Source organism: Chryseobacterium sp. OV279, from assembly GCF_900128945.1.
Taxonomy (GTDB): Bacteria; Bacteroidota; Bacteroidia; order Flavobacteriales; family Weeksellaceae; genus Chryseobacterium.
On sequence record NZ_FQUD01000002.1, the window covers coordinates 213050 to 228638 of the forward strand.

Below are 15589 nucleotides of genomic sequence, written 5' to 3' on the forward strand. Positions count from 1 at the left end.
AAGACTCCTAAAATACTAAAAAACACAAAACATAAGGAAATGAAAAGTAAAAATTGGTTTTTATTAATCCTCCTATTTTTAGGGATAGGACTCAACGCACAGATAAAAAATCCTGTCAAACTCAAATTCAGCATCACTGACCTTGGCAACAATCAGTATGAAGCTGTTTTGAATGCTACTCTGGAAAATGGATGGCATATTTATTCAAAAGACCTGCCTGAAGATACGGGAATTCCTACTGAATATAAAGTTTCCGGAAAGAATATCGAGCTGATCGGAAAATTTACAGAAACCGGGAAAAAGCATGAGGAATTTTCTGAAGCCTTTGGTGGAAAGATTGTTTTCTATTCTAATGCCGCAGGATTTAAGCAAAAATTCAAATTAAAAGATCCTGCTAAACCGGCAGATGTTACTGCTGAGATCACTTATCAAACTTGTGATGACCGGGTTTGTCTTGCTCCAAATACCTTAGAATTTAACCAAAAAGTTACTCCAAAAGGAGTTTCTGAAACAGCGGTTACCGAGGAGATCAAAGCAGACGCTAAGGATTCTGTAAAAGCAGTGGAAACGGTGACCGATACTCCTGTAAAAAGTGAAATGACCATTACAGAAGTTTCCAAACTTGACCCTAAAAAATTAAAAATTGAAACGCTTGATTTTAAAAATCCTTTAACCGACTGTGGAACTGCTTCAGCAAAAGTTTCTGAAAACTATTGGACGTATCTGTTCTTAGGATTTATCGGAGGGCTTATTGCCTTATTAACACCGTGCGTTTTCCCGATGATCCCACTTACGGTTTCATTCTTTACGAAAGGAAATAAAAACAAAGCCAAAGGGAAAAGAGATGCTCTTATCTATGGATTCTTCATCCTACTAATTTTTGTTTTATTAAGTCTTCCTTTCCATATTATTGACGGTATTGCAGGAAATATCTTTAACGAAATATCAACAAGCATCTGGTTAAATATCACCTTCTTTATCATATTCATTTTCTTCGCAGGAAGTTTCTTTGGATATTATGATATTACACTTCCTAGTTCTATTGCCAATAAATCGTCTAAAGCTGAAGAAGCAGGAGGCATCATTGGTATTTTCTTTATGGCTTTAACGCTGGTTATTGTTTCATTCTCTTGTACGGGTCCAATTTTAGGAAGTTTATTGGGAAGCGCCGTTACGGGTTCTACGAATGTACCCATGTTACTGACTTTCGCATTAGCCGGATTCGGATTGGCCTGGGCAATTATTTTTGGTCTTTTAGCCTTATTCCCACAAGCTTTGCAGAGTCTTCCTAAGTCTGGAGGATGGATGAACACGGTGAAAGTTGTATTAGGTTTCGTAGAATTAGCATTAGCTCTAAAATTCTTATCTAAGGCTGATCTGGTTTCTAAAACATTCTTCCTGAAAAGAGAACTTTTTATTGCGATCTGGATCGTTATTGCCATAGGACTGGCTTTGTATCTGTTTGGATTAATACGATTCCCACATGATGATAAAAAACCAAAGATCTCTATCGGCAGAAAGATTCTGGGCATATTGGGTGTTGGATTTGTGATCTATTTAATCCAGGGATTAATTCCTTCTGAGCGTCCAAAGCTTCAGCTGCTCAGTGGAATCTTGCCTCCACTGAACGTTAGCTATTTCCATGATGAGAAAGACGGAATACTGGGTATGCATCCGGAACACGATTTCTTTAGCGCTATTGAATTGGCTAAAAAGGAAAATAAACCCATCTTAATCGACTTCACTGGCTATGGTTGTGAAAACTGTAGAAAGATGGAAGAATTCGTGTGGAGTGAACCTGATATTTTACCAACTCTACAAAACGATGTTGTTCTGGCATCTCTTTATGTAGATGACAAAGAAGAACTTCCTGAAGATCAAAAAGCTAAAATTGATCTTGGAGAAGGACAGATTAAAAAAGTAAAAACAATTGGCGATCGATGGAGTTTATTTCAACAGGTGAATTTCAATAACAATTCTCAACCCCATTATGTTTTGGTAACACCCGATGGAAAAGTTATTAATACCCCCGTATCAGGTTATATGTCGAAAGAGGATTTCAAAAAATTCCTTGAATGTGGAATCAATTATTACAAAAAAGTAAAATATTAAATAAAAAAGCATGAAAAAGTTAATCGTTTTATTACTAATCATCTTTGGAACTTGTACCTATGCCCAAGGAATTAAATTTGAAGAAAGTAAATTTGCTAATATTCTTACTAAGGCTAAAAATGAAAATAAACTTGTCTTCATTGATGCTTACACTACATGGTGTGGGCCATGTAAATTAATGGCAAAAAATATTTTTGTTCTTCAGTCTGTAGGAGATTACTACAATTCTAATTTTATTAATGTAAAAATTGATATGGAAAAAGGGGAAGGGAGAGATATTGCAACAAAATATAATGTTTTTTCTTTTCCAACCTATTTATTTCTCGATGGAAACGGCGAAGTAGTTTTTAGAAGTGGAAGTAGTCTCACCGAACAAGAATTTATGCAAGTAGGAAAAGATGCTCAAGATCCAAGTAAACAACTTGCACTATTAAAAAAGAGGTTTAATGAAGGAGAAAAAGACCCCACTTTCTTAAGAAACCTATTTATAGTTTCGGTCGAAGATCAGGAATTTTCCAACAAAATAGTCAATCGGTATTTTAAAGGAAAAAAAAGTATAGAGAGAGAAGATTTAACAATGTTTAAAAATAAAATGGATAATACTGACACTCCACTCTATAAAATATTTAAAGAGAGGAAAGCAGAGATTTTAAAACTTATACCCCAGGATAGGTACAATATGATGAATGAGTATGCCATAAACTCGACTCTTTTATCAAAATATTACGATGAAAAAACAAAAATAATTAATGAGCCACTTTATTTGAGTGAAGCCGAAAAATATTATGGAAAAGAAAAAGCACTCACACTTCTACAAAGACATAAAATAAGCATCGCATTGAATAACAATGATATACCGGCTTTTGAAAAATTATCATTAGAATTTCTTAAAAATTATACTGAAATTGATGGTAATACACTTAGTGCATTTGCTTTGTCTTTTTTTAAAGAAGTAACTAATAGATCTTCCTTAGAAAAAGCAATACAATGGGCATTGGAATCTGTAAAGAAAGGAGAGCATTATGATAACACAGAAACATTAGCTAATCTTTACTATAAGATTGGAGAGGTAAATAATGCGAAAATATGGGCAGAAAAATCTATTGAATTAGCAAAAAAAGAGGAGCGAAATTCTTTTGAAGCTCAAAAAATATTAGATAGCTTAAAATAATTAGTTCTCTTTATATTCTGAATATTGTTAAATGAAAATATAGTTATTTTAATTTAACAGCATAAATTTTTTGTCTTTTTGAATATTATAATACTTTTTCAAATTTGTCCTTATTGATTAATATTAGCTTCGGGGTAATCAAATGAAATTAAAGTTTTTTTCTGAAATTGTTAATATTTATTTATATTAGTACTGTATCATAACATAGCTGCTGCAAAATGAACTACAATAACTCTAAATATCTTCTAATTTTCTTATTTACTATTGGCAACTTTCTTTATAGCCAGGAATTTAACGAAAATAACTTTGATGATATATTAATTAAAAAAAATCAATCTCTCAAACTTATGGGACAGTACAACAATGCTGTGGAATTAAATAGAGAGTATTTAAAAAAAGCGATAGAACAAGATTATTTACAAGGACAAGTTTTGTGTTTTATTAACTTAGCAGGTATATGTACTTCAATAGATAAATACAAATTTACATTTTTATATCTCAAAATGGCAGAAGTTCAACTTAATAGGATAAATGTTCCTTATTTATCTGCAAAGTTGAATCAAGAGTATTGCATAGTAAATGCTCTTGTAGACCTTTTTCAAAGTGCACTTATGTACAATGCGAAAGCAATACATTATTTAGAGAGTGTGGATAAAAATAAAGTTAAAGAATATAATTTAAGTTATATTTATGTTGACAGAGCTAATCTCAAATATGCTACAGGAGATACATGTGATTCCTCAATGGTTTATATACGCAAAGCACTAAAAATAGATAGGAATCCCTCGACACTGGTTATGGCTACAAAATTAAATCTACATTGTGATTTGGACCTAGATTCTGCTATTAGACATCTCCACGAAGCAGAGAATTTATTTTCTAAGGAAAAAGTAGAAAATACAGGAAAGGCTAGTTTTAACTTAATGTATGGTGATTATTATATTAAAATAAAAAAGTATGAAGAAGCAATTTATCGTTATAAAGAATCTGCAAGAATTTATAGCAATATGTATCAGTTTCGTGATGTTATGTATGTTTACGAGAAAATTGCTGGTGTATATAAAACATTAAATAATGTAAGTAGTCAACATATATATTTGGAAAAGTATTTAGATGTAAAGAAAATTGTTGAAGAAAATAGAAATGAGGCAGTGAGTATTTCAATTGAAAAATTACTTTCAGAAGAAAAAGTATTATCAAGCAAGCATAGTAATAAAATATATGAGTATGTTTATTTATTTATATTATTAATCACTATTTGTATATGTACTTTTTATTGGAACTACAAAAAAAAAGATGCTTCAAATATTGTATTAACTCAAAAGAATGCATTATTAGAAGATAAACTTAAAAATGATTTTTTTGACGAACTCGTTTCATTAGTTAAAAAAAATGATTCTTCTTTTTTATCAAGGTTTGAGGAAATTTATCCTGAATTTAGAAAAGAATTACTCTTACTAAATTCTAATATTTCTTCGTCTGACCTGACATTTTGTGCGATGGTGAGGCTTAATTTTTCTTCAAAAGAAATTGCAGCTTATACTTTTGTGCAGCACAAATCCGTACAACAGAGAAAATATAGGATTAGAATAAAACTAAATATTCCCAGTGACAAAGATCTTTATTTATTTTTTAAAGGATTAGATAATAAAGATTTTTAGATATCGAAGATTGGATGCCAGTAAGTGTAAATTACGCTCTTATAGGATGTCCGAAGAGGCTATTAAATTAAGATTTTAAAAGTTGATTTCCACATAATTTTAGATTTTGAGTAAAAAGAATATAGAATGAATTTTTCAATGTGACACTATCCCGTAAAGTGTGTAAGCTAAAAAGTCAGGGCTTAGATTTATAATCTGAGCCTTTTTTCAAAAATAAGCATAAATTGGTTTAAAATCAATCCCCTATTTTGGATGGACATGGTCCATTTTTTAGTAGATTCTTTTAGGGCGAGATATACAGATTTTAAAACGGCATCATCAGTCGGAAAAAACATTTTATTTTTAGTGTATTTTCGTATTTTACCGTTGTGATTTTCAATTAAATTGGTGGTATAAATTATTTTCCTAATCTCGATTGGAAACTCAAAAAAGACGGTTAATTCGTCCCAATTATTTCTCCAGGATTGTATTGCATAGAGATATTTACTTTCCCATTTGGCTGCAAAGTCATCCAAAGCAGCTTTTGCAGCTTCTTTTGTGGGAGCAGTATAAATGTGTTTCATATCTGCAGAAAATTCTTTTCTATCTTTCCAAACAATATATTTACAGGCATTTCTAATCTGGTGAACTACACAGATTTGAGTTTGAGATTCTGGAAAAACTGAGCGAATGGTCTGGGTAAATCCGTTTAGATTATCGGTAGCGGTAATCAAGATATCTTCTACGCCACGAGCTTTTAAATCGGTCAGAACACTCATCCAAAAGCTGGAGCTTTCGTTCTTTCCGAGCCACATCCCGAGAACTTCTTTTTTTCCTTCACGATTCAAGTCAACGGCAAGATAGACGGTCTTGTTGATGACCTTTGAGTTTTCTCTCACTTTGAAGACAATTCCGCCCATCCAAACAATCAGATAGACATCATCTAGAGGTCGGTTCTGCCACGCCACCACTTCGCTGGCAACAGCATTGGTAATTCGTGAGATGGTGGAAGTAGAAACATCAAAATCATACATCTCCTTGATCTGTTCTTCAATATCGCTTACACTCATCCCTTTAGCGTAAAAGGAGATGATAATATTTTCCAAACATCGATGATGTTGTGCCTCTTTGGAACTAATGCAGGTTCAAAACTACCTTCTCTATCTCTGGGAACTTTTATTTCTGATTCACCAAAAGATGATTTTATCTTCTTGATACCGTGCCCGTTCCGATAATTTCCGTTAGTCGTTTTTTCGTGTTTTGAATTATCCAGATGGCTGTCCAGCTCAGCATCCAACATATGTTCCACTGCCTTTTTGTGCAGCTCTTTGAAGAATGAAGTTAAATCTTCTCCATTTTTAAAGGACTTATAGAAATCCTTGTTGTTTAATCATTCTTCTTTGTCGATCATAACTATGTAATGGTTAAAAATAATAAAAAGTTATTTCCGTAAAATTTTTTGAGCTGTAAGGGCTCAAAATTTTCCAGAATAACTTTTTAACTTACACAGTTTGTGAGATACTACCTTCAATCAATTGTTTATCTTTTCTTTTTGATAGTTACAATGTGTAGAATTTTCAAATATTGTTGAGACAATATTTATATACTCTTTATGCTATATTTTTAGATGGATTAGATATTAAATTTTGATACTCTTTTATGTTTAAATTTCCCTAAAGCCGAAATCGAAGATTCGATGAAGTCAATGCCTTCTGTGAGTGTTGTAAAATGTTTCTATATATTCAAACACAGAGTTTTTGGCATGGTCTCTAGTTTCATATTTATTTTGATAAATAAGTTCCGTTTTTAAGGCTTTGAAAAAACTCTCCACTACAGCATTATCATAACAATTTCCTTTTCCGTTCATACTTCGGGTAATGTTTTTTCCGACTAGTGAGGTAAATTCTGTTCAGGCATACTGTATCCCTCTGTCCGAATGGAAAATTAAACTATCATGATCCTGTAAAGGACGGTTGAAGTTTACCAGTTCAGCGTAGTATTTTCAGGAGAGCGATCACTCAGAAGCAAAAATTTTTTCGTCGCATTAGAATAATTACCGATTTGAAATCGTAGTATAGGAGACATAAATATTTGTTACCTTTTTGTGGGATTTCCACCGTTGTGCGGTAGTAATTATTTTCAACCCTTTTCTTGGTAGTTTTTTCGTGTTCTTGTGATGACTGTATAATTTATTGTCATTTTTATGACAGAAATTATATATAATGATTTGTATTAGATTGAAACAAAGGGGTCTATTGGTGTTATTTTGTGACTGATCAAATATTTTAAAAACCTTGTGTGGTAATTAATGAAAAGATAAAAGACAGTAATGTGCTTATTTTTAATGAATTTGATAGGATGAAGGATATTAGTAGTATAAGATTATTTTTACTGATAATGAAATTGATAATACATTTGGAAAAAATTGTTATGTCATTTGCCTGACCAAATATCTAACGGAAGTTTGGTTGCTATAGGTGGGCCAAACAAACTTTATTATGGCGTGCTGTAAGTTTTTAGTCAGTTTCTATATTAATCCTTGAGGCTTACAGTCTGGTCTGGTTTATTTTTTTTTAAGGTAACTTTCTGTAGTGGAAAGAAACTTAAAATCATAGGGATCCTTTATATGACATATGACTGTTTAGACATAATAGTTAGCCAATAGAATAATCAGGGTAAAGTATCCGAAATAGAAAAAAATATATAATTAGGTTATGCCAGAAGCTAGCTTCTGGCATAACCTCAAAAAATACTGGAATATTGTGATGAACTATAAAGATATCCACATAGGAATTATAATTCAAAAAACTGTTGTAGAAAGCGGAATAGAACCTGGGAGAATCACTAATTTTTTTAAGTGCACTGAAGAAGAAATCAAAAAGATGTATTCTCATGCTGATCTGGCTACGGATTTATTACTGAAGTGGTGCAAATTGTTAGAGTTTGACTTTTTTAGGATTTATTGTCAACATCTTATTTTGTACGCTCCGGTTTCTGCAAAAATAAAAAAGCAAAAGGTGAATAGGTCACAGTTCCGCAAGAATGTTTATACAAAAGAGATGATTGATTTTATTATAGAACAGATTAATACCCATGAGAAAACTAAACAACAAATAATTGATGAATACAGGATACCAAAAACTACATTGTATAAATGGGTTAATAAATACAACATGGGGAGTGATTCAAACTAATGACCTAAGCTTTTCGATCTTAATCAAAACCTATTTTTTTGATTAAGAAGATAATATTTAAATTATAAATTAAATGAGGAACTCACTAAAGCCTAATTATAATAAAATATATAACGACATTATTGCAAAAAAGTTTCCTGATAAAAAAGAACTTTGTTGTCATTTACTAAGAAAGAAAAGTCTATCAGTATTGGATATAATTGAGATTAATGAATTATTATTTCAAAGCAAAAAGCAAAATTCCAATATAGCCAATCAAAAGTTTCGTGCTTATGATAAATCAACAATCCTTCAGATATTGGATTTTCAAGAAAAAAATGGATTGAGTAATACGCAATTGGCTTTGCATTATAAATTAAGCAGAAATACTGTTGCAAAATGGAAAAAACAATTTTACGTTAAGTTCTTTTAAAAAAACATATAGTATGAAAAAAACAATTATCCTTTTGGGAGTCATGTTCTGTGGATTTATTTCCGCTCAAAGTGTAGGGATTAATACTCCTACACCCAACTCTAACTCTATATTAGATATAGTTTCAACGAAGATTTTTCGCTCTCGTTTCATAAGTTAAAATTAAGGTTTTATGCTTAACTCTAACTGGAAGCTAAATTAGGATATCCACTTGTCTTATGTATTGTATTGTATTGTATTGTATAAAAGCCCAATAGGCAAGAAATGAAACAAGTTTTAACTTGTAAGGCAGAGAAAACTCTTAATTATTAACTTAAAAATATAAATAAAATGAAAGAAATTTTTTTTCTGATCATGTTAATGTTCGGATTTGCCAGTAATTTTGAATGTCAGGCATATGATAAAATGAAAATTATAGGTGGATTTAATGCCGATGTAATTGCTAACGGAACTGGATTAGCGGTGGGATCTACGTCTGTTGGTTTTGATGGATCTAATAATAATTTAGTTTCAATTGATTTTAAGGCTGCATCCGGAAGTTTGTCTCGGAGTTTTGGATTACCAGCAAATGGTATTATCAATTCAGTAGTTGCATCAACATTCGGACTTAGCTATCAGTTAGCATCATACTCTATGTCTAATTCATTAAGAATGACGGCTAATGGAATTCCATCAACTATTACCTTTGCTACTCCTAAAGCATCCAAAACTTTATATATGCTTGCGTCTAATAGCGGCGGGTCATCTACTCTTGTTATCAATGTTATTTTTACAGATGGAACATCACAGTCTTTTTCAGGAGTTATATTGCCTGATTGGTATAACGGAGTAAACTTTGCTGTAGAAGGTGTAGGTAGGATTAATAGACTTACTAATGCCTCTGAACAAGCTTCACCTAATCCAAAATTATATCAGATACCATTGTCTATTGCTCCAAATAATCAATCAAAACCTATTCAGACGGTAAGTATAAACAGAATGACTGGAGCTGGCAGTATTTCAAATATTTTTGCTTTTTCAATTGAAACCTCAACATTAGGGCTAAATGAAGTCAAATTAGAAGATGGAAAAGTTAGTATTTATCCTAATCCTGTAAAAAACCGTGAATTATTTATTAAAGGAGAAAGCTTTAAGAAAGTTTTAAAAGCTGAAATTTATGATATGAAAGGTTCTCTTATGAAGTCTATTACAGATCCGTTAAGAAATTCTAATAAAATTAATCTTGAAAATTTGAATCCAGGAAACTACATCCTTAAACTTGATAATTTTTCTTCAGAAATAATTATTGAATAGGAGAGGTGGGATAGAAGTCTATTCCAAGACTTTAAATAGAAAGAGCAAGAGATACAGTATGCTTGCACAGAATTTACCTCAATAGTCGGAAAAAACATTACCCGAAGTATGAGCGGAAAAGGAAATTGTTATGATAATGCTGTAACTGAGAGTTTTTTCAAGTCCTGAAAATCCTCACAATACGATAATTCAAGAGTGCACGATTATATACATTTTAATCTTGATAGTAAATGGGCATCAGCTAGCCTTTCAACATTGGTGCCGCAGTATGATCCACAAGTTTTGGATATTAACGGCCGATTTACTTTCGGACTTATTTCTTATTTAAACGTGACAGCAACACAGATATTGACTTTAGAGTCGACAAGAAGTAAGAATGGGATCGTCTACGACGGAATTATTAAATACGATATCAACAGTCTTTCTAGTTTAGCTTTAATAAAAATTAAATAATGACAAAGTTTAAAGTTTTTAAACCATATTTCTACTTTTAGATAGCTGCTTTTTTGACATAATTACAGGTGTTATACTGAAGATAAAGTTGGTATGGTAGCCAATGGCTGAAAACCAGAATTGAAGAAAAATAACTCAAAAACTTAAACTTGGTGGAATTATCCCAACAATGAACTAAGCAAAAATTTTATACATCACTTAAAAATATACCTAATTTAAAATGGATAGCATTTGTTTTCGGTCCTCTTTATTATTTGTTTTATTTTTTGTCAGCCTTGAAACTGTTTGCAGCATCAAAAAAAGTGCTTACAATTTCGACAATGTAAATGTTTCAGGAAGTATGCCGCTTCAGGATGTGGATATTTTAAATTACAGTCCAGAAATTTTTCAAAATATTGCTGACATAAGTGCTATTAAAAATAATTGTAACGACCAAGACGCACATAAAGAGAGCAGAACTGAAGAAATTCCCAAAAATAAAAATGGGGTTAACCTAATATCCAAAGAAAAAATATTATCAAAAAAGAGTGGCAATGTAGATAAGTTTATTAACATAATTTATGTGTTCGGTTCTTTTCTTACTGCTGTATTAACAGTACTATCTAGTTTTTTTTATAAAAACTATATGAAAGTCCATACCAAAATTAATTACTTGAATATAGAAAAAGAAGTATTTGAAAATAGAGTTAAGAGCGTAGCTGTTGATGATCTGATACAGCTTGTAAAAGCAAACGATCCTTCTTTTTTAACCAGATTTGAGAGCATTTACCCAAGTTTCGTTGATAAGTTGCTGATCATGAACCCTAACCTGTCCAATGGAGACATCGTGTTTTGTGCAATGCTCAAACTTAACTTTTCTTCAAAAGAAATCGCAAGTTTTACATTTGTTCAGCATAAATCTATTCAGCAGAAAAAATATAGAATCAGAAAAAAGCTTCAAATTCTCAGTGATCAGGATTTATACTTATTCTTCAAAAAAATTGAATAAATAGAGATGAAATGCAACTCACTAAATCTTAATCTGTAGAAGCGGAGAAGGTGTTAAATGACAGTTGATATGCAACATCAATGATAATATAAAAACTAAACTGACATTCTAAAAATGTAAATATATTAGTTAATGTAATATGTATTATACTAGAGCAAAAGGTAGATTTAAGAGGTTTTTATATCCCAACATCAACATTCATAACCGTTTTGTTCTCTTTCTGTGAACCTTTGCTCATTTTTTTAATGCTGTGATACAAAAGTGTGTTGATGTTTTTTCAGACTTCAGGGAAGTGCGTGGTGGTAGTTCGTACAGAATCTTGTCGATCTTTTTAAAATAAGATGGACTAAAAAAGACATTCAGTCTTGAGGATATTTCAAATAAAACAAGTTATAAGTGCAATTGGGCTACAAGACCTTGAAAAATGCTCCTACAAATATACTACATCTGGGGTGTTCAGTAACAATCTATATACGTAATTGATAGCGAATTTAGATATTTGTAAAATAAAAAAATGATATATGAATAAAAAATTAATTGATATTAACGCTTTTGTTGTAATTTCGGGTAACGCAAGGTGCTATAATCTTTCAGAAGAAGATTCTGTAAATCAAAACAACAGCAGTTTGAAGTTTTACTTTTTGGCTTTATTATTACTTATCCCTTTTTTAGGATATTCACAATGGACAGAAACCTCCTTACGAGCGCAGAAAGTAAAACCGTCTAATGAAAAATTAGAGTATGCAGCACTTTATTCACTGGATGCTGATCAACTCAAGATGATGTTGAAAGATGCTCCAGAGCGTTTTTCCAGATCTAAAGGAGTTACTGTTTCGCTTCCTGTGGCAAGTGGAAAAATTGAAAAGTTTCAGGTCTGGGAATCTTCCAATATGGATTCTGAGCTTCAGAAAAAATATCCGGACATCAAATCATATGTAGGAGCCAGTGTTTATGATCCTTGTGTATATCTGAGATTCAGTCTGTCACCAGTAGGGTTTTCTTCCATGATCACCCGTTCTGGGATAACTGAATTTATCGAACCCTATACGGAAGACCGAACAGTATATGCTGTATTTGACTCAAATGCTAAAAGGGGGCAAGAGAAACAGCCTTTTGAGTGTTCTGTTGAAGAGACCGTAGAGAAAAGTATTCTCGAAAATAATAAGGGGATTGTCAGTAAGAAAATGGCAGGTTTTAATGTTTTCAGACTTGCTTTGTCCTGTACGGGAGAATATGCACAATATCATTTAACTGCAGCGGGTACACCTGTCACAGCTACAGATGGCGAGAAAAAGGCGGTGATTCTCTCTGCAATGAATGCTTCCTTAACCAGAATGAATGGCGTTTTTGAAAAAGATCTATCATTGCATTTTAATTTAATAGCAAATAATGAAACAATTATATTTTTGGACCCGACTGCAGATCCGTATATAAATGGGGGACCAAATGAAGCCCACACGCAGATATCTACAAGAATTGCAGCTGCAGATTATGATATGGGACATTTGATAGATAGAAAATATGCAAGCGGAGCTGCTGGTCTAGGGGTTATCTGTAATGATAACGGAAAAGGGGCTGGATGGACTGCCCATAATTTTCCTGAAGGAGATAAATTTGATATAGACTATATTGCTCATGAAATGGGACATCAGCTGGGAGCAGGACATTCTTACACCTTCAGATCTTCACAAGCAGACCAGAAAGTAGAACCAGGAAGTGGGAGCACTATAATGGCATATACTGGAATTACAGAAAAATCTAATGTGCAGTTTAATTCCAATGATTATTTTCACACCAACAGTATTACACAAATTAAAAATAAAATAAACAGTATTGCCTGTGGGGTCAATACATCTTTTGTAAGCCAAGCTCCGCATATCAATGCGGGTGCAGATTATATAATTCCAAAGTCGACAGCATTTGTTTTAAAAGCGACTACAGCTGATGCCGCTAATGCTGGTTATACATATACCTGGGAGCAGGCAGATCAGGCAGCTGCCGCACAGATAGGAGCAGGGAATATTTCTTCAGCTTATCCTACAAAGCCTACAGGCCCTACATTTAGATCATTTACTCCGATAAGTTCTCCGGTAAGGTATTTTCCAGATTTCAATAAAGTACTTTCAGGAGTTTTATCAACCCGATGGGAAGCAGTATCAAGTGTAGCGAGAAATCTTAATTTTGTAGCTACAGTAAGAAACAACAACCCAGTGCAGCCGCAGGTCTCCAAAGATGCAATGATAATAACAGTAAATGCTGGATCTGGACCATTTCAGGTAACAGCTCCGATATTCGGACAGTCATTATCCTCAGGAGGGACTGCTAGTGTGACTTGGGATGTTGCCAATTCAAATCAGGCACCGGTCAATACAGCCAACGTTAATGTAAAACTGTCTACAGACGGTGGGCAGACATTTACTGTTATTGCAGCCAATACACCCAATGATGGAAATGAGCAACTAACAATACCTCCAGGATCTACTTCTGCAAATGCCTATATTTTGATAGAAGCTGTAGGGAATGTTTACTATGCGGTAAGCCCAAGTTTTGTGATAGATTACAACGCAACAGGAGAAAGTTGTAACACCTATACTTATAGCGGAGCTGCAGTTCCTATTCCGGATGGGCAAAATGGACCAAATGATGGGCAAAATGGTCCTATATCGGGTCCTAAACTGGAAGTTCCTTTATTGATAAACAATACAGGAGTTGTTACCAGAATAAAAGTAATCCCTTCTATTTCGCATACTACTGTCAGGGATTTGGCAATTGGTATAGAAAGCCCTAGTGGATCGTCAGCCCTTATATGGGACCATCAGTGTAATACACAGTCTGGTATTACTGCTGCATTTAGCGATACAGGTAATGCTGCCATCTGTACGTCACCGATTCAAGGGGAAACAAAATCTGTTGAATCTTTAGCAATCTTTAAAGGACATCGGGCGCAAGGAGAATGGAAATTATTTGTTTCAGATCAATTCACTGACAATATAGGAACACTCAATTCATGGGCTCTTGAAGTATGTACAAGAGAAACTCAGACTTTAGGAACTAATGATTCTTCTTCGCCACTGTCCGATGATATTAAGATCTATCCTAACCCAAATGACGGTCACTTTTTTATAAAGTCCAGAAACTTAAAAGGAGAAGTTAAGGTTGTTTTATTTGATTCCAGTGGAAGATTAATTCACACTTCCGCATACAATAGTGAGGGTGACAGTACAAAAGAATTTAATATTAATGCACCAAAGGGCGTCTACATTATAAATATCAATTCTTCAAAAGGTGTTTATAATAGTAAATTAATCATAAAATAATTAATCTTTATATATAGTTAATTCGAGAATACAGGAACCAGTTGATAACTAGTTCCTGTATTTGTGATCTTCATAATAATCACTTCTATGTATTGAGAAAACTTCTCCTGTTTTGAGTGGTAATATGCTTTGGGAATTAATCGAAAAAATTCATTATTAAAAATGAAATACAAATACATCCTTTTTAACCGGGATATAGTGAAATATTTTAAATATGAATCAGGTAAATATAATAGATGAAGTATGATTTTAGTAGCTAAATACCTTGGACTTTATAAAGCAGGAATAAAAATATTTGATTAAGCTTTTTAGACCAAACACTTGAATCTGGTGAAAAATGAAGAGAGAAGCACAGTCTTAAAATCAACCGAGAAGCTTGGAATTAATATTGAATTATTATTCAAAGTGGCCAAAAGAACACAAAATAAACATTATAAAAGCTGTGTACTATCTTCAATTCTTAATAACCCTGTTTCAATACACTAAGCTTCAATTCTACATAGCTTTCTTCATTTTGTGAATTTCAGTTTCTCAAATAGACTTATTATCAGACATGAAGTATATGTGTAGGTGATTTGTAGTGTCGGGTTTATGTAATTTATTTTCAGAAACTTATATTTTTGAAAAATAATTTGTTAGGTATGATATATCACTGTCTTAAAAATTACAGTTAATAACATTCAGTTAAGGAAAACTGATTATTAATTTTTTAGGTTTGCCGTTACTTAGAGAATGAAGAACATCATCATAGATGTGATAAATGTTGCTTGAGGAAAAATAATACTGAAATGATTTTAAATATTTCATAGAATCTATGAGCAAAGTGTTTCAGGCATACATGTAATATTACATAATTCTTTGTCTTTATACTCTGAAACCTTTGTTCATTTCTTTACATAGTTGAGACTGAATAAAAATGATTACCAACATACTTTATGTAAAAATTAGATGAACGCTATTACATACAAATCCTAAATTTACACAGGATGATGACTTTTATGGTATGCTC

Annotated in this window: 8 protein-coding genes and 2 pseudogenes; 8 read left to right on the forward strand and 2 right to left on the reverse strand. The window is 32.5% G+C overall.

Annotated elements, in window-relative coordinates; all coding sequences use genetic code 11:
- The first annotated feature begins 39 nt into the window (after positions 1-39).
- The 3 genes from BUA72_RS08970 to BUA72_RS08980 all read left to right on the forward strand — a co-directional run bounded on the left by BUA72_RS08970 (position 40) and on the right by BUA72_RS08980 (position 4944).
- Positions 40-2112, forward strand: coding sequence for a protein-disulfide reductase DsbD family protein (locus BUA72_RS08970; RefSeq protein ID WP_072922660.1), 2073 nt, complete (start codon positions 40-42; stop codon positions 2110-2112).
- Positions 2113-2122: 10 nt separating this feature from the next.
- Positions 2123-3283: a thioredoxin family protein gene (locus tag BUA72_RS08975; RefSeq protein WP_072922661.1), complete on the forward strand. Its 1161-nt coding sequence runs from the start codon at positions 2123-2125 to the stop codon at positions 3281-3283.
- Positions 3284-3501: 218 nt separating this feature from the next.
- Complete coding sequence (locus BUA72_RS08980; protein ID WP_072922662.1) at positions 3502-4944, forward strand: hypothetical protein; 1443 nt, start codon at positions 3502-3504, stop codon at positions 4942-4944.
- 188 nt (positions 4945-5132) lie between these two features.
- Here the strand turns inward: BUA72_RS08980 and BUA72_RS08985 are convergent.
- Positions 5133-6301 (reverse strand): annotated as a pseudogene (locus BUA72_RS08985) (IS256 family transposase); the annotation flags it as partial.
- Between the two features lie 327 nt (positions 6302-6628).
- Positions 6629-6871: pseudogene (locus tag BUA72_RS24605) on the reverse strand (IS3 family transposase); the annotation flags it as partial.
- A 766-nt stretch (positions 6872-7637) separates the two neighbouring features.
- Between BUA72_RS24605 and BUA72_RS08995 the strand changes: the two are divergent.
- The 5 genes from BUA72_RS08995 (at position 7638) to BUA72_RS09015 (ending at position 14580) form a co-directional block, all read left to right on the forward strand.
- On the forward strand, positions 7638-8117 hold the full coding sequence (locus BUA72_RS08995; protein ID WP_317043237.1) for a transposase: 480 nt from the start codon (positions 7638-7640) through the stop codon (positions 8115-8117).
- Positions 8118-8190: 73 nt separating this feature from the next.
- Entirely contained in the window at positions 8191-8529 is a 339-nt protein-coding gene (locus BUA72_RS09000) for a transposase (RefSeq protein ID WP_072922663.1), read from the forward strand.
- A 330-nt stretch (positions 8530-8859) separates the two neighbouring features.
- Positions 8860-9822 carry a T9SS type A sorting domain-containing protein gene (locus BUA72_RS09005; RefSeq protein WP_072922664.1) on the forward strand — a complete coding sequence of 321 codons (963 nt, stop codon included), beginning with the start codon at positions 8860-8862 and terminating at the stop codon, positions 9820-9822.
- Between the two features lie 673 nt (positions 9823-10495).
- Entirely contained in the window at positions 10496-11263 is a 768-nt protein-coding gene (locus BUA72_RS09010) for a helix-turn-helix transcriptional regulator (RefSeq protein WP_072922665.1), read from the forward strand.
- A gap of 521 nt (positions 11264-11784) precedes the next feature.
- Positions 11785-14580, forward strand: a complete 2796-nt coding sequence (locus tag BUA72_RS09015; protein WP_072922666.1) for a reprolysin-like metallopeptidase — start codon at positions 11785-11787, stop codon at positions 14578-14580.
- The last annotated feature ends 1009 nt before the right edge of the window (positions 14581-15589 follow it).

Bases quoted from the DNA above. Each gene is read 5' to 3' on its own strand.
- BUA72_RS08970 (WP_072922660.1), top strand. From the start codon at position 40: ATGAAAAGTAAAAATTGGTTTTTATTAATCCTCCTATTTTTAGGGATA.
- BUA72_RS08975 (WP_072922661.1), top strand. From the start codon at position 2,123: ATGAAAAAGTTAATCGTTTTATTACTAATCATCTTTGGAACTTGTACC.
- BUA72_RS08980 (WP_072922662.1), top strand. From the start codon at position 3,502: ATGAACTACAATAACTCTAAATATCTTCTAATTTTCTTATTTACTATT.
- BUA72_RS08995 (WP_317043237.1), top strand. From the start codon at position 7,638: ATGCCAGAAGCTAGCTTCTGGCATAACCTCAAAAAATACTGGAATATT.
- BUA72_RS09000 (WP_072922663.1), top strand. From the start codon at position 8,191: ATGAGGAACTCACTAAAGCCTAATTATAATAAAATATATAACGACATT.
- BUA72_RS09005 (WP_072922664.1), top strand. From the start codon at position 8,860: ATGAAAGAAATTTTTTTTCTGATCATGTTAATGTTCGGATTTGCCAGT.
- BUA72_RS09010 (WP_072922665.1), top strand. From the start codon at position 10,496: ATGGATAGCATTTGTTTTCGGTCCTCTTTATTATTTGTTTTATTTTTT.
- BUA72_RS09015 (WP_072922666.1), top strand. From the start codon at position 11,785: ATGAATAAAAAATTAATTGATATTAACGCTTTTGTTGTAATTTCGGGT.